This window comes from Alteromonas sp. AWM4_230 (genome assembly GCF_056158305.1).
In genome coordinates this window covers 988,754-1,006,671 of the sequence record NZ_JBSWTB010000001.1, presented here as the reverse complement: position 1 = coordinate 1,006,671, position 17,918 = coordinate 988,754, and the positions used below count along the sequence as shown (strand labels likewise).

Annotated in this window: 14 protein-coding genes and 1 pseudogene; 7 read left to right on the top strand and 8 right to left on the bottom strand. The window is 37.4% G+C overall.

Annotation, left to right across the window (positions count from 1 at the left end):
* The first annotated feature begins 17 nt into the window (after positions 1-17).
* The 7 genes from ACXACS_RS04360 to ACXACS_RS04330 are packed head-to-tail and all read left to right on the top strand — an operon-like array spanning position 18 to position 8,399.
* Complete coding sequence (locus ACXACS_RS04360; protein WP_474804483.1) at positions 18-1,028, top strand: NAD-dependent epimerase/dehydratase family protein; 1,011 nt, start codon at positions 18-20, stop codon at positions 1,026-1,028.
* Entirely contained in the window at positions 1,018-3,936 is a 2,919-nt protein-coding gene (locus tag ACXACS_RS04355) for a glycosyltransferase (RefSeq protein WP_474804480.1), read from the top strand. The genes ACXACS_RS04360 and ACXACS_RS04355 overlap by 11 nt, the downstream gene beginning before the upstream one ends.
* The gene (locus ACXACS_RS04350) at positions 3,933-4,682 is read left to right on the top strand and encodes a glycosyltransferase (RefSeq protein WP_474804478.1); all 750 of its coding nucleotides are present in this window, start codon (positions 3,933-3,935) and stop codon (positions 4,680-4,682) included. Before ACXACS_RS04355 ends, ACXACS_RS04350 begins: the two co-directional genes overlap by 4 nt.
* Before the next feature lie 12 nt (positions 4,683-4,694).
* Positions 4,695-5,456: a hypothetical protein gene (locus tag ACXACS_RS04345; RefSeq protein WP_474804476.1), complete on the top strand. Its 762-nt coding sequence runs from the start codon at positions 4,695-4,697 to the stop codon at positions 5,454-5,456.
* Positions 5,457-7,085, top strand: a complete 1,629-nt coding sequence (locus tag ACXACS_RS04340; protein WP_474804474.1) for an aldolase catalytic domain-containing protein — start codon at positions 5,457-5,459, stop codon at positions 7,083-7,085.
* Complete coding sequence (locus ACXACS_RS04335; RefSeq protein WP_474804471.1) at positions 7,069-7,728, top strand: HAD family hydrolase; 660 nt, start codon at positions 7,069-7,071, stop codon at positions 7,726-7,728. Before ACXACS_RS04340 ends, ACXACS_RS04335 begins: the two co-directional genes overlap by 17 nt.
* On the top strand, positions 7,725-8,399 hold the full coding sequence (locus ACXACS_RS04330; RefSeq protein ID WP_474804468.1) for an acylneuraminate cytidylyltransferase family protein: 675 nt from the start codon (positions 7,725-7,727) through the stop codon (positions 8,397-8,399). The genes ACXACS_RS04335 and ACXACS_RS04330 overlap by 4 nt, the downstream gene beginning before the upstream one ends.
* A gap of 106 nt (positions 8,400-8,505) precedes the next feature.
* On the opposite strand, the pseudogene ACXACS_RS04325 reads toward ACXACS_RS04330, so the two are convergent.
* The 8 genes and pseudogenes from ACXACS_RS04325 to ACXACS_RS04290 form a co-directional block, all read right to left on the bottom strand.
* Positions 8,506-8,631: pseudogene (locus ACXACS_RS04325) on the bottom strand (IS481 family transposase); the annotation flags it as partial.
* A 150-nt stretch (positions 8,632-8,781) separates the two neighbouring features.
* Positions 8,782-9,699, bottom strand: coding sequence for an acyltransferase (locus ACXACS_RS04320; protein WP_474804465.1), 918 nt, complete (start codon positions 9,697-9,699; stop codon positions 8,782-8,784).
* Positions 9,700-9,701: 2 nt separating this feature from the next.
* Complete coding sequence (locus tag ACXACS_RS04315) at positions 9,702-10,823, bottom strand: hypothetical protein (RefSeq protein ID WP_474804462.1); 1,122 nt, start codon at positions 10,821-10,823, stop codon at positions 9,702-9,704.
* A gap of 11 nt (positions 10,824-10,834) precedes the next feature.
* Positions 10,835-12,088 carry a glycosyltransferase family 2 protein gene (locus ACXACS_RS04310; RefSeq protein WP_474804459.1) on the bottom strand — a complete coding sequence of 418 codons (1,254 nt, stop codon included), beginning with the start codon at positions 12,086-12,088 and terminating at the stop codon, positions 10,835-10,837.
* A 4-nt stretch (positions 12,089-12,092) separates the two neighbouring features.
* On the bottom strand, positions 12,093-14,009 hold the full coding sequence (locus tag ACXACS_RS04305) for a rhamnan synthesis F family protein (RefSeq protein ID WP_474804456.1): 1,917 nt from the start codon (positions 14,007-14,009) through the stop codon (positions 12,093-12,095).
* Positions 14,010-14,011: 2 nt separating this feature from the next.
* On the bottom strand, positions 14,012-15,061 hold the full coding sequence (locus tag ACXACS_RS04300) for an HAD family hydrolase (RefSeq protein ID WP_474804453.1): 1,050 nt from the start codon (positions 15,059-15,061) through the stop codon (positions 14,012-14,014).
* 59 nt (positions 15,062-15,120) lie between these two features.
* Positions 15,121-16,182 carry a glycosyltransferase family 61 protein gene (locus tag ACXACS_RS04295; protein ID WP_474804450.1) on the bottom strand — a complete coding sequence of 354 codons (1,062 nt, stop codon included), beginning with the start codon at positions 16,180-16,182 and terminating at the stop codon, positions 15,121-15,123.
* A 220-nt stretch (positions 16,183-16,402) separates the two neighbouring features.
* Positions 16,403-17,749, bottom strand: a complete 1,347-nt coding sequence (locus ACXACS_RS04290; RefSeq protein ID WP_474804447.1) for a flagellin N-terminal helical domain-containing protein — start codon at positions 17,747-17,749, stop codon at positions 16,403-16,405.
* Positions 17,750-17,918 lie beyond the last annotated feature (169 nt).

The window sequence follows — 17,918 nt, the reverse complement described above, 5'->3', positions numbered from 1 at the left end:
GTAAACGTCACATTTCAATGATACCATACCTTAGGGAGATGAGCATTTTAAATAGCAAAAATTGCTTTAGAGAGCTTTCTTTCGAAACACTCAAAGTAAAAAAGTCTAACAAAAAGCAGCGAGGGATGAGGTTGGATTATTTGATTCTGGGAGCTACTGGTTTTATCGGTAGCTTTATTTGTAAGGATATCGAAGAACAAGGCAAAATTTGGATAGGGACGTCTAGAGTTAAAAGTGGTAAAAACATTGTAAACATAGACCTTTCCGACCCTCTATCGGTGGGTCATTTACTACAGTATTACACTGAGAACACCACAATTATCAACGCTTCAGGGTCAAATAAACCTCAGGACTTTGAAGCTTCTTTCTCTACTGCGTTTAAAGATAACTATTCGATTATCGAAAATCTAGCAAATGCTGTGACAATCAAAAAGCCAAAACGTGTTATCCACTTATCTTCTGCGGGAACGGTGTACGGAGAAAGCAACTCCTTAAGACCTTTTAAAGAGGATGATATCTTAAAACCGATAGGTTGGTATGGTAGAGCTAAAATGATTGAAGAACTCATACTTCAATCTAGACTCGATATTCTGGGTGTACCTCTAATAATAGGAAGAGTAACGAACCCTTTCGGAAACTCCCACCACCCCTCCCATGGCTTTATTGATGTTCTTTTAGATAAAATGAAAGCAGGCTCTACTTTCAGTGCATATTTCGATATAAATGCTAGCCGTGACTTCATACATGTAAAAGATCTCGCCTCGATTATATTGATGATTTCGAATTCAAACTTTAGTGGAGTTGTAAATATTGGAAGCGGTTCCTCTACTTCTCTGAATAGAATTTTAGAGTGCGTACTTAAATTTAAAGAAAATCACAGTAAAATAATTGTAAAGGAGAAGTATTCTTCTGATGTTATTAGTAGCTGCGTTGATGTTACAAAAATGAATAATATTATTGGAAATTACTTCTTCACAACCCCAGACAAATATATAAACGATTTTTTGAGAAAAATCTATGAACAATGAATATAAAGAAATCATAATAAATAGTGGTCTAGACTTTTCAAATTACAAAAGTCATTACAAAACTGATGATAGCGTCTCTGATTATCTAAGTAATTGGGAGAAGAGAGTTTTATATATCCCTAATAAGTTTGACTCTGAGTATTACTTAAATAGTTATGAAGATGTTTTAAATTCAGGTTTCAATCCTTTAATTCACTATATTCTCTTTGGTGAAAATGAAGGAAGAATCGCTATTGAAAGCTCAGAGAGTGCGGCAGATGACTTTTTGAGTTTCATGTTAAACATATCAAAAAACATTGGCGATAAAGTAGAAATTCAAACTTTAAGAACATTAAAATTAAATGGTGAGACTTATTTATCACCTTTTATAAATATAGAGTATATTGAAAAAAAGATTGAAGAAAAGCAGTTATCTTCCCACTCCAATAATGTAGTTCATTATGCGTATCTTTTAAACAAAAAAGAAGACGCTATCCCATATTCTCAGCTTGTAGAATCATTTAGCAAACTATACGATTTATCATTTAATGAATCTTTAGAGAAGATTGTAACGATTTTCAAATTTTTAGACCTTCGAACAGAAAGAGACATTCAGATATTTTTGGCTATGGACTTTATATCTAAAGCAGATATTTCTCTTATAAAGTCAACTGATTCCTTAGAGGATTTTTGTTTTGAATCAAAGGCTATTTATTTCATAACATCTTATTATTCTAAAGTTTCAAAAGTTTCGTTTAGTAACAGTATTGAAGCTTTCAAACACTGGAGAGAAAACTCTCTTCATTTACCAACCCCCTTGTTTGATATTGAAGTATATAAGTCCAACAATAAGGATTTAGTTGGAGATGATATTGCTTTATTTGAACACTTTTTACTGCATGGACAATACGAAGGTAGAATACACAACAATCTTTTATCTTTTGTTAGTAGTCCAGTAAAGTTCCCTATTAAAAACACAAAAAATGCTTTATTAAATTGTAAAGACGAGTTTTTGTCTCAATCAGTTAAACTTTTTTTGAAGAATAACTTTGGAAAAAGTAATCCGACTTTTGAAGAATGGTACGCCATTTTCGAAATATTAGGGGAAATCAGAGCTTTCAACGGAAAAGATACGCAAATTCCGCTTTTTTTAGCGATGTTCGATATAGATGAACTAAAATATCAGACTAAAGAAAGAGACTTTCTAACTTGTATAAAGAATTGGAAAACCTCTAATTTTCATTATGACTTTTCACCTTTTTTCGCGTCGGACTTTGTGAAAAAGCAAATACCGGATAGCTCAGAGCTTAATACCATTGAAACTTTCAATTTATGGTTTAAATTGAGAGATAGGATTGAGAGCTCCCCTTTATTTGATTCGAATTACTATTTAGAGAGCAACTTTGATCTGAGAACGTTTAATAAGCCCCTTATCGAACATTTTATCTATCATGGCATTTTTGAAAATCGCTCACCATCCATTTTCCTTAATCTTGCATGGATTGCCTTTTTCTATGGGACAAGTAATGAAAGAAACGCCGCAGCTTTTTTCTTCAAAAGTGAATATAGCGGTTGTAATATAAAGTCAGCACCTCAAATAGCTTCGCTATTCAATTCTGAATTCGCTAGGCTTAATGATTTTGCATTGAATGCCCTATCAACTGAAACTTTATTTACAGATAAAGATGAGTTAGCGAAACAGATTACTTTGGCCTCTATGATTGAGCCCATGATTAAAGCAAATAATCCTAGTTTGCCCATCACATTCATGCCTTTCAATGTCGACAACTTCCCCTATTTACGCGAACTGCCAAAAATTATCGGGAGTGCTGATATCTTAATTTTCAGAGACTCAATTAACTTTGGTGGAGCTGATGCAGTCCTATCTTCTTTAGTACATAGTTTAAAGGAGATATATGCGGGAAAAGTTATAAAGATAATATCACTTTCTCGAGTATCGCTTGAAGCATTACAAATCCACAATATCGACAGAGATATAGTTTTTGACCTTCAGTCACTGGTTTTTGATCATTGTCACCCTAAAAATCAATCCTTGATAGCGTGCGATGTGGTCTATGACATTTTAATAGGGAGTGAATGTACTCAAGTATTTAACGTAAATTGTGGAGTACTATGGGAAGTTAAAACGCTATACTATCGGCAACTAAGAAACAATTTGAAATTTTATGCATATCTATTTTGTGACGATCGAGATGCGTATGGAAATGTAGATGGTTACCCCTCTAGGTATCTACTCAACACTCTAGGCTTGACAGATTTTTATTTAGTTGACAGCGAGTCCCTTAAAAAAGAAATTGGGGTTCGAACAAACAACGCAGAAAGCGTCCAGAATAAGATAGTTCACATTCAAACCCCTTGCGCGTTAACAGAACTAGAACTGATAGATTACAGGTTAAATAATTATCCTACTAAGAACATCGTTTGGGCAGGTAGATTTGATCACCAGAAAAGACCAGATTTATTAATCTCCATCGCTAAATTAATGCCTGATTTCACCTTCTACGTTTGGGGCAAGCCTGTTCTTAACCAAAAGGCATACAACTTTTCAGAGTGTAAAAACATCAAACTCATGGGTCTATTCAATGATATTTCAGAAGTCAGGTCTGTGGAGCCTTTACTTTTCTTATATACGTCCGAATGGGACGGGGTACCTACGATACTAATTAAGGTAATGGAAGAAGGACTTCCAATTGTAGCAAGCAATGCAGGTGGAGTGTCTGAGTTAATACCTAGCTCCCACATTGTAAATAATATTAATGATGCACAAGAATACAAAGATAAAATACTCAGCGCAGCTACATTTAACGAAGGTAAACTAGAAGCGATGTATAAAGACGCTTTACTAAGTAGAACATATTTGGCCTACAAGGAGAAGCTATGTAAAGCCCTAAAAGGAGTTGAGGAATGAATTCAAGCCTAACAATAATAATAAACGCCCATAAAGAGGGTGCTTTGCTATATCCAACGGTTAAGAGCGCTGTAGACTCTTTGAATAGCTTGCTTTCTAACGTACATGTAGAAGCGAATGTTTTATTTTATTTAGATAATCCCGACGAGGAAACATTAGAAGTAGTTCATGGCATAACTAAAAATTTATCCATTTCTAATTGTGTAGAGATTGCTTCTAATGGAGACCCTGGCGCTTCAAGGATGGATGCAGTCAGAAAAACTGACTCTGATTACATTGCATTTCTAGATGGAGATGATCTTTGGTCTGAGAATTGGCTAACATTGTGTTACGAGTTTCTTATTGAAAAAAGTTTTCCTCAAAATATTATTTTACATCCAGAATACAATTATATATTTGGGAGGGAAAGCTTGTTCGTGAGGCAAGGGACTTGTCGAAACAAACCGTTATCAAAAGAAGAGCTCGGTTTTTTCAGAAGTGCTAACTACTGGGACGCACTTTGTTTGACTTCAAGAGCTCTATTGTTACAAAACCCTATCCCTCGTAATGACAAGAAAAACGGATATGCACATGAAGACTATTTATGGAATTGTCGAACTTCTCTTTCTGATATAGAGCATTTAAACATCCCAAAAACTATTCACTTCAAAAGACGAAGAATTAGTTCAGTATCGTCCTTAGCAAATTCAAATTTTGAGCGTGTTGAGCCAACGCAACTCAGTAGATACTCTTATTACTTGAACTAGTGAGCAAAAAAAATGAACCAAAATTACATAAATTTCACATCGCAAACTTCTGCTACCGACTCTATGCTTAGAATTTTTTGTAGCTTGACGGGAGTTGAGTTCAATACGACTAAAGAATACGTTGGCAGTTTCTATCTACGAGGTGCTTTAGATGAGTTAGCATCAGACACAATACCTAATACCTATAAGTTACTGCAATTTAACGTACCTACGAAACTAAACAAAGAACAAGATCTTTCAAAGTTCAAATTTTTAATTAACTTTAGAGATCCTAGAGACCGAATATGTAATAAGTTTCATTGGAGTCTAATTCACCCAACTCCTGGTCTCACTGAGGAAGAAAGAGTAGCAAAAATAAGAAAGGTAGAGGAAAAAGGTATTGACCAATGGGTTTTGCAAAATTTAGATGCTAATTATTTTGATAATTTTTGGTATTTATTTTCTAAAATCAATGAGAAAGACTTCAAAGTTTTAACTTACGCTCGCCTTTGCTTAGACTTTGATTCGTTTATAGAAATGTCAGCTAAATTTCTTGAAGTGGAGCTTAATGATTCGATATGGAAATCTCTTGAAAAAGAACGAATTGAGAACCTAGACAATAATAAAGACTGGATAGGTAATGCTTGGAAAGGCTCGGATATATTTCCAGGAAGATACAAAAAAGAGTTGAAGCCAGAAACGATAGAAAGAATTAACGAACACTACAGGGATACGCTTGAGAAAATGGCGAAGTTTGACCCTGACTATTCACATCTTTATTTAGAGGGCCTTTAATTGGAAAACACAACCAAAAACCTAACAATTTTAGACTGTACGCTACGCGACGGTGGATATTACAATCAATGGGACTTTCCTAGCCACATCGTTTCCGCCTACTTAAAGGCAGTTGCACTTGCTGGTATTGATTATGTAGAACTTGGACTACGCAATTTCCCTAAGCCAGGTTTTTTAGGAGCTTTTGCATACACTACAGAGAGCTTTTTAAATACTTTAGCTCTTCCAGAGGGGCCAACTTACGGAGTAATGGTTGACGCAAAAACTATATTAAATGCTGGCGTTTCAATAGAGAGCGCGATTAATTCACTTTTCGTTCCCCGCTCTGAAAGTAAAATTGGACTTGTAAGAGTTGCAGCGCACTTTCACGAAGTGGAAGAGTCAGGCCAAATAGTAAAGGTGCTCAAAGAACTTGGATATGTTGTAGGCTTTAATCTTATGCAGGCGGGCGGCAAGTCAAATGAACTTATACGCGAAAAAGCTCGAATTGCGAAAAGCTGGGGGACAAATCTAGATGTCTTATACTTTGCTGACTCATTAGGTAACATGGACGAACAAGAGGTTACCAGAATAATTCAAGCCATTCGTTTTGAGTGGAATGGGCCAATGGGTATTCATACTCACGACAACATGAATAAGGGTTTAGATAACTCTTGTACAGCTTTAGCTAATGGTGTCGATTGGTTAGATGCTACAGTTACTGGTATGGGCCGAGGTGCGGGTAATACACAAACCGAACGTTTGTTAACTACATTCACTAACAAATATGATGCAAAGCCCATCTATGACCTAGTAATACGATATTTCGAAAAGATGCAAGCCGATTTTGGTTGGGGTTCGAACTTATTATATTTCTTAGGTGCGAAAAATGATGTACACCCAACTTATATCCAAAACTTGTTATCAAACGAACAATACGGAACTGAAGAGATCATCGCTGCTATAAATTATTTAAGCTCTTTAGAAAGCAGTGCTTCTTACGATGGCTCGATACTAGATACCGCGGTAAGATTCAAAACATCTGGAAACAACACGTCTGGCACAAATGCTCTAGTCGGTTTATTTGAAGGTAAGGAGGTTTTAGTTATTACTAGCGCGGAATCTACTACCAAATATAAAACTGCCGTAGAAACATATATCAAATTAAATAAGCCTATAGTGATATCAGTAAATATCAATGAATCAATTGATAAAACACTGATTGACTATTACGTGATTTCACACAACGTTAAATTCTTAACTGATGCAGCTAAATACCGAAGTCTCAACAAGCCAGTAATATTGCCTAAACATAGGTTCAGTGAAGATGAAGCTGTGGAACTAGAGAAAATGACCTACATAGATTATGGGTTTGAAAACACAGCAGATGAACTCTCGATTCAAGATACATATGTGAGTTCAAAGCTAGATTATACAAGTACATATTTATTGGGAATATTGGCTATATCGAAACCTTTAGGAGTTAAGTTAGTAGGCTTTGATGGCTACCCTGCGCAAGACACGCGACAGTTAGATATGATTACTCTCTTTACTCAGTTTAACGCGTTACCAGAGAAAGTAGAACTTACAGCACTAACGCCGACGTCCTACCCAATCAACAAAGGTTCAGTGTATGCTGTCCATTCATAACTATGATGTTTATATTTTTGATTGTGATGGTGTAGTTTTAGACTCTAACAAGTTAAAAATTTCAGCAATGTTCAACGCACTTAGTGCGTTGAACGTTGATGAGTCATCCATTAAACATTGCATCGACTATTTTAAAAATAATTTTGGTAAATCTCGGTATCATCACATCGAGTATTTTACCAACTTTATCTTGTCATTTGATGATCACGAAAAAAAAGTAGTTTTTGAACAGAAGCTTTTATCGTTGTTCTCGAGTCAATGTAGAGTGCTATATTTTGACGCGCCCATAACGCCTGGATTTTTGGACTTCATCGATAACCTTAACGGTCGAAAATATATTGCTAGCGGTTCAGCAGAAGATGAACTTGTAGATGTATTTGAAAAGCGCAATTTAAGTAAGTTTTTTATAAAAATCACAGGCTCTCCAACAGAGAAATCTACGAATATTCGGAATATTTTAAATATAGAAAATACTAAAAACGCTGTAATGGTTGGTGACGCACTATCTGACTTAAATGCGGCAATAGATAATGATATCGACTTTATTGCATATATCCCGTTTTCAAATGTGCCTCATGAGCTAAAAAAAAGAACTTTAGAAAGTCAATTTACTGTGTTTGAAAAATGGGGGGATATTATATGATTACTGCATTTTTACCCTGCAGAAAGGGTAGCCAAAGAATTCCTGATAAGAATACTAAAAGCTTCGCAGGCATTGATGGCGGTCTACTTAAGATTAAGTTACTTCAGCTTCTTAAATGCGATGATATAGATAAGATTATTGTATCTTCGAATGACATTAGAGTTCTAGATATTGCTGGTGATATGAATCATTCTAAAATCACTTTAGATCATAGACCTGACAGTTTAGGAAGTAGCTCAACAACTACTGATGAACTAATTTCTTACTGCTCTCAACTAATCAAAGAGGGAGATATACTTTGGACACACGTTACATCTCCATTTATAAATGAGAAAGACTATGAGCAACTAATTCAAAAATACTATGGGGCTCTTGCAAATGGTTTTGACTCATTGATGACCGTACTCAAACTGCAAGGGTTTATATGGGATGAAAACGGCCCGCTATCATATGATAGAAAGCATTTAAAGTGGCCTATGACACAGAATATACAGCCTCTGTTTGAAATTGATAGCGGTGTGTTTATTTCTTCTGCTGAAAATTATAAAGCGCATTCTGATCGCATAGGTAGAAATCCTTTGTTAGTAGAGCAAGAAAAATTAAAATCAATTGACATAGATTGGCCGCAAGATTTTCACCTTGCAGAGCTCTTATGGAAAATTAATCACTAACTGCATTTTGAGACATCTTAGGTGTAATAGCTCAAACTTGATCTAACCGTTACCCGATATTCAAGGTTCCGCTGTCAGATTAGATTTGAGCTAGATTCTTCTCAGCCTAAGTCTGTTTCCCATAGACTAATGTTTCTAATGGCGCTCTGCCACAGCAAATTTTACCCTAATGAGTCCTTTCATTGTTGTAGTAATCCATCCACACGTCCAGATCTTTTTGAAGTAAATCGACCAGACTTTACTAGGCAGTTTTTCGTTTGAAATTCATCTAGCTTTTCATAAGCCAGTGGCGGTATATTATTCGCTTAACTTTACACAGAATGGGCCTTTAGAGCGTTCTGCTAAGCCATTTTACTGTGCTTAAGCTTATACATTGACAATCTTACAAAATCGAAACAAATTCTGTCGTTTTCCCCATGCTTTTTGCCATCAGAGTAACAGGGTTTGCTAAAACTGGGATTCTAAAACTGAACACGCGAGATTGCCTAAATTTTTGATTAGTTCTGTTGAGAAAGTCCACAACATCTGGCCTGTTTTCTTTCAATTCAACGGGCAACTCGGTCTGAGCAGATGTCACAAACAAATCACATATTTCATCATTAAAGGCTATCCAACCATTTATGTACGGATTCTTATTATCTACGTATCCTGTAATAGGCACTTCTAAATGAACTAAAGCAGGAAAACTGTCCGCATTATGCATTTTTATTTCTAGTTTTCGTCCATTACCTTGCAATCTATTTTTTAGAAGTTTTGCAGGTACTCCACCTATTATAGAAAATTCAGGGAAAGACTTTGTAACCACCGCGCCAGCGGCGACTACACTATTTGCGCCTATCGTCACACCATCAACGATACTGGCGCCAGCACCTATCCAAGTGCCGTTTCCGATAACAATACCCTCTGATGTAATGGGCTGGTCTTTTATATAGCGGTCAACTCTATCGTAGCCATGATTAAAACCAAATATTTGAACGCCACTAGCAATTCTAACAGCGTCTCCAATATTTACATTCCCTATAATGTTAGCCATTGGATTAACCGTAATATCGCTCCCGAAAACTAAATTCCCTCTTAATGTTACTTGTGAACCAATTCGAACATTATTTGCTAGCGTCGCTTTGTGAGTAAAAAAGTTGCAGTCTGGAGCGATGTAACAGTTTCTCCCAAAAGAAGCATTTGCGTTACGGCTAAGTACTCCTCTAATCGCCTCTTGCTCGCTTGAATCAGAAACATTGGCTTCCCATATTTCTATTGCGTCCTTTCTATATTTCCAACTTGCATCATCGAGGTTATGCATTCCTAAATTCCTACTTTCGAAGCTATAGCTTTAAGCTTTCTTACCACTTGGCTCCACAGGCTTTTCTGTAGCTTAGCGCTTTCAGCGTCTTTTAAATAACATTGCTTTATAACGTGCAGCTTCTCTTTATCGAATTCGTCTTTGGCCTGTTTCTCTATCGATTTAATCAAAGACTGAACTAAAGAGGCGTCGCGTTCCAATATAAATTGAATAACATGCACAATGTGGGAATCATAAAGGTCTTGGTGATAGTAATCACCGCGCTTACTGCTATCTATGTAATCAAAAAGTGCTTCAACGTTAGCAATTGGGGCCAGCCTATTAAGCACATCAATCTTTTTCTTACTCTGCTCTTGATATCTGGTATAAGCTTTAAACGGGATAACCGTATAGTGTTTGATGCCTTTGTCATAAGCCTGAAGTTGTGAGTCTAGCTCACGATCTAAACCGTCTAACTGAAACCTGTTCATCCAACGTTTGAATTCCAAACATTCAAAACTGTAAGAGCGATTAATATACTGATTATCACCAGATGTAGCGTACCCTTCATCGATATCAAGAACGCTTAAAAAATCGGCAACTATACCATTTTGAAAAAAATCACCTACACCGTACCCTCTTAAATGAAACTCTTCACTTCCATACGTCTTTATATAGTTCATGAGTCGGTCTAAGTAACTCGCCGGCAAAGACTCTTTTAAAGCAATAGGTTTAGTTTGCTTATTTCTTTTTACTGACTGATTGTAAATTGATTCTAAAAATTCATATTCAGGCCTAATATAAGCGACAATTTCTACCTTAACGCCTTTGGAAGCCTCAATAATTTGTGGCAAAGCTGAAAAGAAAAACTCTGAGCTTAGTAATAACCGACTAAAATTTCCTTTTTTGAAATTATCTAGAAGCGACTGATATTTTGTGTTGTTGAATTTAGTAACGCCAGATTCATTGCACTTATCTAAAAAAAGGTCTTTATTGCCAGAACTAACACCATTTTTATCTACTCTGTGTTCAGGATATAAAACGCCATGCTTTGCTAATATCTTTTTATTAGCATTGAACCAGTTTTGTAATACAGAAGTTCCTGTTTTTGGCGGACCAATGTGCAAAATTACATGTTTTTTCATATACAGCTTGTTTAACTAATAACCTGGCAAGAAACAAAATCAAACTTTTTCAAGCTTGCTCTCATGTCGAAGCTGTAAAAAGTGCGATCAAAGTCAATGTAAGACTTTACTTCACCAAAAGCAGGAGTTGTAGGAAGACTTGAGAAAGATTGTGCTGGAATGTAGGCGTCAAAGCCTAGCTCTACACCAGCTACATTAAGAAGCTGGTTTACGTCATCTCGCTTATAGCGGGATTTTATCTCTGCTGTGTAAGTTTGGCCGTTCACTTCAACAAGAAGGTTTTGAACGGGTCGACTATGCCTTAAGATACCCCACCCCCGAAAAAGAATATCTTCTCCCTGGCGTGTAATTGTATCTATCGACCCCCTAAACTCTGGTAGCACGTTATTGAATAGAGAAAGGTCATTTTGCACTCCAAGTTTCTCTCTTGAGCTATTCACTTCTTCTTCATAAGGCCAGCTTATGTTCAACTCGTCAAACTTACCCGATAAAGATGAAGAAAACACGTGATTTAGCTTAACTTGGCGAGATACGAATTCCTCCTCATCTTCAAAAAAGAATCGTGTTAAATGAAATCCCTTCCCTTTGTAATTCTTTAAATATTCGAGATCAAAGCTTTCCACACGTCCAGTTAACTTCTCTTTTGCATGGCTTTTAGCAATCTCGAAAGGCTTATTGTGAAAGTGAATGTGGACTAAGTTTGTACGCAATTCTTCCTGCGACGTTGTCACTTTTCCCCAGTGAAAACCCTGGTCTAAGCTTTCGATATTACCTTTTCGAAAGTAACATTTTCTATATGGCTGTTTGTTGAACCACGATTTAGATATAGAAGAGTTGTAGTATTGACCATCAATCATAAGTACATCGTCGCACGTACTTAATGGTTTTAAGCTGTGTTCTAGCGCCAAGCGATCACAACTGATCACCCCTTCTTTATCTACACACGCTAAAAATTCATCGCAATCAATAAGCATATAGAAGTCGAATTCGCCCTTCTTATCAAGCTCTTTGATATGGTCTGAAAATATTCTTCCCCGATTTTCATAGTCTGCTTTAGATGAAAACTGAGACAGTACATTAATTCCATTACTTTGCGCGTTTTGTAACTTATGTAGCGTCCGTTCGCTTGTACTTCCGTTATCATAGATGAAAAGATTTCTATGGCCGACAAGATAAGAGTGATAAGCAATCCACTTATCTAACAGCTCATCTTCGTTCTTTTGCATCATTAAGATTGCGACATTCATTTTATTTGATACATCCATTCAGTTATTCACCAAAGTAAGGGTAGCGGCCAAAGTTTCCAATGATACTGCCCCACTTTTGTATGTGGTCTTCTCTATCGAAATCTGGTGCCTTAAAGCCTGCGATAGCCCATTTGTCTAATGGGTTTAAAATATGAACGTTTTGAAGGCCAAAGTCCCCGCAAATTTGAGCATCAGAGCGCACATTATCCCCTACATGAATGAAGCTTTTCCCTAGCTTTGCAACCTGATCTTTAACGTATGTCCACATTGTTCCGGCATCTTTACGCTTACGCAACTCGGAGCTCACCAGAAGTGTATAGGGTACTGAAATACCGATTTTTCTTAACATTTTAGAAATTTGATCTTTTGTGTAGTAGATGTCAGTTACAAACCAAATATCTCTTCCCATTGCACTTAATTCATGCACAATTTTTACCATTTCATCTTTGGGTAGTGACATCTCGAGATCAAAATAAAACTCTCTCTCAGCCCATTCTTTTGCTACTTCTGGGTCGATGCTTGACGTTTTTGCTAATTGCTCATATGCCTCGAAGATATTTACATCGCCCTCGAAATTTCTGGCTTTTCTGCACGCTAATTCCGCATCGTTTCTTTTCTTAATAAAATCTTCTGGGGAATCAAAGAACCTTTCCGCAGCTAGCTCTTTTCCTAACTTGAACTTTGCATAATCTGGGGCTGTAAATTCGCGTCGCAGTACCGTGTCAAAGACATCAAAAGATACGATTTCGAAATTTTGAATGTCGGCTAAAAGTGACTCCGACGCTTTGAAATAACTTGAAGATATATAGGACTTATCGAGCGTAAACTTGCCTTGTGGTGGATAGTAGAAAAACTGTTTGTATCCCTGTTTCTCGGCTAACAGACCTAAAGTTCGCTCTAGGGCATGCAACCAACTCCCATCATTCGGCAACGGCTCTTCAGGAAAGTCTTCGTAAACGTATTGTTTGTCTAATAATGGGGCAATCGCTTTTGGCCTTGCCCAGAACATTCCACCAACGGGATAATTAACAAAGTTCTCGGAAATATCTAATTGCCATTCGTTTACAAAAGAGTTTGCATAAGGCTTATTACAAGTCCAGTGGTTAACCCATGCAGGCATCATCCAAAATGAGGAAGGATAGTACATTCCCAATTCTTGATTACCATCGAATAACCTGAGAACTGATTTCACTACATGTTTGTCTTTAAGTAAAAAGTTATTCAGATAGTCAAACCATTGCGTTTGTTCTCTACCGCTATACAGAGATTTTTTCGAGTGCAAATGACACATTAAGTCGTAGTCTAATAACTCTTTGCTGAAGTTAACTAAAAATGGGCCAAAGTTTCGGCCCCTGTTTTCGCAAATAGCCGTTTTTACTTGATTAACGTTCCCAAGCTTGATGAACTTATCCTGAGATTCTGTTTCTATTTCACGTGAAGCTGCTGTTACAAATATATCCACATTCGTGGGAAAGCTTTTGATGGTATTAGCAAACTTTTCTACAAAATCGGGATAGAAGATATGAAGCACAATGGCAATTTTCTGCTTACGCCACGTCGCCGACTCTTTGGCTAATAATTCCGTTGAGGGTAGCCAACGATTTATTACTCCAGACGAAGCGCGGCCTTCGTAACGCCCGTGATATAAGTAATGAATTAAAGGACTAACACCGTTTAAGTAAATATCTACGTTACTTCGAAGGTAGAATTCAGTATCGAATCTCGCAGAAGGATTTACATTTGAAGATTTAGACTTTTCTAAATAATCAGAAAATGCTGCTAGCTCATGTGGGAATTGCCCGTAGTGCTCTTGATACCACTGGTAATCAAAATAGCCCTCTGACTTTGCTGTTTTAAATGCCTTTGCAATCTTAGGGTTAGATGTCATTTCTAACGATTGCTGCGCACGTCTTACAATTTTTCTAACGTTATCTTTCATATTTACAGCCCAAAGAAAGTAAGTGGGTTCAGGTTGCCTTGTCCCGATATCGCATCATCAAGAACAAATAATGGCCAACTCGCACGAGGCAACAAGTTTCTCTGAGTAACGTATGCGGAAAATATCTCTTCAACTTCATCCGTCGAATAAACTGTACCTGATTTGATGCAATTCTTCAGACAAGCGAGTGCGCCTTTCTGAACAATTTCAAGATCTGAAAAGTGCTCCTGAGTATATGTGCGCTTTCCATAACAGAAATGAAAATCTTCGGTATTTAAGTCTTTTAAAATATCGATAAATTGTCCATTCGGAGCGGTGAGTAATGCCTCTAAGAACATTGATCTATCGAGCATTAAATACCCACCGCCCATTTTGACACTAGTTTTAAAAACATGGTCAATATTTGCGATGTTGTCACCAACTTTCTCGTCACCTGAGGTAGTCGTTATCATGTAAATACCAAAAGTGTCTTTACTAACAAGTAGGGTAAGCAGCTTTTGGATAGTTCCAGAATAACCGACATCAAGCAGAACAGGAGTAACCTCAGGAGCAACAAAGCCAATTGAGTTCAGATACTCGAGGTAAACTGCCCTTACTGGTGCTACCAACTCACTGATTTGAGATTGCTTTGTTTTTAAGAATTGACAAACTCGTTCATAGTCATCTGGCAAAACAATAGTTTCTTTCGCTTGTTCTTCGTCTAAAAGGTTTGAAATCTGCTCTCTTGAAAAAGCGAATCGAGCATGTAGAAAGTCAGCTAGCGAGCCTTCAAAACTATGCTTAACACTGTATTGCCACGATGATTCAATATCTGACAATATTCTGAATAAAAACGTGCGCGATACGTTTAGGTATGACGATGGATATGCATCACTATTAACTAAATCGAAAGCTTTTTCAAAAGCATATCCCTCTCTAGCTAGATGAAAAACCTTTATGCTTTTGTTGTTAGACAAAAAAGATAATTTGTTTGATACTTCAATGATATAAGAGGCTAAAACAGGGCCTAAAAAGTTATACCCGAACTCTTCCAAAGACTTATTTTTTAACATGTTAATTCAACTATTCCACGTTGATACCGTTGTACGACCTTTAAAATCGTTGCACTGCTTTAAACGGCGATGGTATATCCACTATCAAAACTCACTTCTTCACCCATTATGTAATTAACATCACAATTTTGTAATTTACATATTTCACCTTGAAGCAATGGGAGACCAGTCATCCTCTCATAAGGGTTTAGCAGCACAGTCATTTTCTTAATACTGTTTGTAAAAAGACTTAAGTGCAATGCAGTTCCTTTTTCTCCAACCACTTCGCTAGCATTTTGGAAAAGTGCTATTTTTTCGCGAAAAGTAAGTAGTTCGGGATGTATAATCTCAAAACCTAATGACTCGTAGTGTGCTTCTACTTCCGCAGCATTGATCAAGACCCGGTGAGAACCTGATTTTTCCCACTTCCTTCTAGATAGATACAGTTTTCTGTTGGGTTTACTGGAAACCACTGGTTTTCTTAGATTACCGTATACTTCGTTTACAATAGGATGCAACTGCTGACCATAGCGAACAGAAGTAGGGACAATAAGCTCTCTGCAGAAATACGCATCAAGATTTTCAGTGAGACCTAATGCTTTTTCCTTATCCAAACCTATTATTTCGAATGCCTCAAGTATATCTGGAATTGCTTCGCCATTTAAAACACTGGATTTTACGATTGGCAATGCGTTGGGATAGTACTTTTTGATAAGGGAAAACATAGGAATGAGGTCAACCAACCAATGCCCAAAAATCCTGTCACCAGGTTGGGTAAGTAGAGCTGCAGTTTCTTTGACCTCAGTGATTCTGAGAGGTCGTGTGCGCCACTGAGTGGGAGACAAGTTCCTAATAGCTGCTGAACTTTGTTTTATTCCTTCTTCACTTTTTAGGTAGGTGTACGGTAAGAAGGGTGACTGAATCCTTTCCCTAGACTCAGTCAATAGACAACCATTACCAAACACATAAACGTTGTTAAGTTTAATTAAACCTACTGAAGGCAAGCTTTCTCGAAAATCTTCAGACAGAGCACTAAGGCGCTTATCGTTAAATTCAGGCTTTTCGGAATATACACCCTCTGCGGATAAAACAGATAACTCAGAAATTTCTCTGTTTTTTTCTATGTCAATTGTAAATGCCAACTTATATCCCTTTCGCCATTGACTGAGTCACAAAGGTGGCAATAATACATTAAATTTCGATCCTATGCACAGCTCTCCAGAGCTCGATGCCTATACAGATATAATGTTTAACTTCACTGGATTAAATTAGGTGATATGAAGAACTCGTTTTTATTGAATTGCAGGATATCTATATTTTAAGTGAAAGCTTTATAGCTAATCTAATTATTAAGACTGGGTTTTAGCTTACAACCTCATTCAACAACCCCAATACCTGCTCATCGCTAGACTGAGCTTGGGCCCGAACAGAAATACTCGCTTGCTCTACGATTTGCGCCTGTGTGTATTTAGCAGTTTCTTCTGCAAAATCAGTATCGAGGATTTGAGAACGCGCTGCCATTAAACCTTCATGCATACGGTCATTGAGTTTTAGGGCCGACTCCAATTGATTCATTTTTGCGCCGTAGAACGCACGACTCTCGCTAACATACTCTAAGGCATTATCAATTTGCTGTAGCGCTATTTCTGCATTTTCAAAAGTTAGTACGTCGCTTTCAACCATATTTAGATCAGATAAACCCACTGGCGTTTTAGTTAGGTTTATGAAGTCTGTGCCATCGCTTAGCGAGTTAGTAGCGGTGAGATTCACAGGACCCGCTTCAAAGCTGTTTCCACCGCTCCCTGCAGCACCCAACGTATCCCAATCTACGGTAGCATCAAAAACCCCTTGCCCCACTACGGAAATAATGAGCGGCTCGCTAGTGTTATCAATGGTTAAACTTTCTGTTGTAACGCCTGGGTGTTGGTCGCCAGAAAAAGTAAATGTTGTTCCGTTAATCGTACCAGAACCACTTGTGATCAGTGAACTACCATCGTAGCTTGCTGTGGGTGCATACCCTTCTTCAGGTAAGAATAGAAAACGTTTGATGTCACTCGTTGAGTTTACGTTATTACTACTCCAGACATTATCAGACAGTGGTGTGCCAACTAGATGCCTACCGCTTGTTGTGAATACCTGCAAATCATCGTCTGCAGTAAAGCTATCAATATCTATGGATATATTTGTTGAACCTTCGGGAATGTACGCTACAGAACGTAAACCACTGCTCAATCGAGTTGTATTACCCTTTACAAAGGTATCGCCTATTGAAGGTACGTTATCTGACAATAAGTCGTTATCACCAAGCAAAGGCAATCGGTTAAATGCTTCGGTATTGTAGGCAATGCCATTGAGTGCGTTTTTTAACTTTTGGAATTCTCTATCTAGTGCGCGCCTATCTGAATCAGTATTAATGCCATTTTGTGACTGCATGGCTAGTTGCCGCATACGCTGCAATATATCGGCAGATTCTTGCAGCCCGCCTTCCGCTATTTGTGCATAGCTAATGCCGTCGTTTAAGTTACGGCGAAGTTGATTTTTTGCAATTGACTCTGACATTAAACGGTTGGAAATTTGTAAGCCTGCACTGTCATCTGCAGCTTTATTTATTCTTAGCCCTGAACTTAGCCGTTCATACGCTGTAGACAGCGTTTTACTTAACACAGGATTTGAAGATAGCGACTGCGTAAATGATGAAACGGTTAACATAAACTTCCTTGCTATGAATAACAGAAGTAACCAAGTGCCAAAAACCTAACAGAGAACGGCCCTTTCAATGCATGGACTAAAAACTTACCTATTTCTTTTAGCAAGCAACAAGCCAAAGTGATTATTACGGTGTGACAAAATACTTCGTAAGCTTGATGAGCAATTGTGA

Bases quoted from the DNA above. Each gene is read 5' to 3' on its own strand.
- ACXACS_RS04345 (WP_474804476.1), top strand. From the start codon at position 4,695: ATGAACCAAAATTACATAAATTTCACATCGCAAACTTCTGCTACCGAC.
- ACXACS_RS04335 (WP_474804471.1), top strand. From the start codon at position 7,069: ATGCTGTCCATTCATAACTATGATGTTTATATTTTTGATTGTGATGGT.
- ACXACS_RS04355 (WP_474804480.1), top strand. From the start codon at position 1,018: ATGAACAATGAATATAAAGAAATCATAATAAATAGTGGTCTAGACTTT.
- ACXACS_RS04315 (WP_474804462.1), bottom strand. From the start codon at position 10,823: ATGAAAAAACATGTAATTTTGCACATTGGTCCGCCAAAAACAGGAACT.
- ACXACS_RS04330 (WP_474804468.1), top strand. From the start codon at position 7,725: ATGATTACTGCATTTTTACCCTGCAGAAAGGGTAGCCAAAGAATTCCT.
- ACXACS_RS04310 (WP_474804459.1), bottom strand. From the start codon at position 12,088: ATGGATGTATCAAATAAAATGAATGTCGCAATCTTAATGATGCAAAAG.
- ACXACS_RS04360 (WP_474804483.1), top strand. From the start codon at position 18: ATGATACCATACCTTAGGGAGATGAGCATTTTAAATAGCAAAAATTGC.
- ACXACS_RS04290 (WP_474804447.1), bottom strand. From the start codon at position 17,749: ATGTTAACCGTTTCATCATTTACGCAGTCGCTATCTTCAAATCCTGTG.
- ACXACS_RS04300 (WP_474804453.1), bottom strand. From the start codon at position 15,061: ATGTTAAAAAATAAGTCTTTGGAAGAGTTCGGGTATAACTTTTTAGGC.
- ACXACS_RS04320 (WP_474804465.1), bottom strand. From the start codon at position 9,699: ATGCATAACCTCGATGATGCAAGTTGGAAATATAGAAAGGACGCAATA.
- ACXACS_RS04305 (WP_474804456.1), bottom strand. From the start codon at position 14,009: ATGAAAGATAACGTTAGAAAAATTGTAAGACGTGCGCAGCAATCGTTA.
- ACXACS_RS04350 (WP_474804478.1), top strand. From the start codon at position 3,933: ATGAATTCAAGCCTAACAATAATAATAAACGCCCATAAAGAGGGTGCT.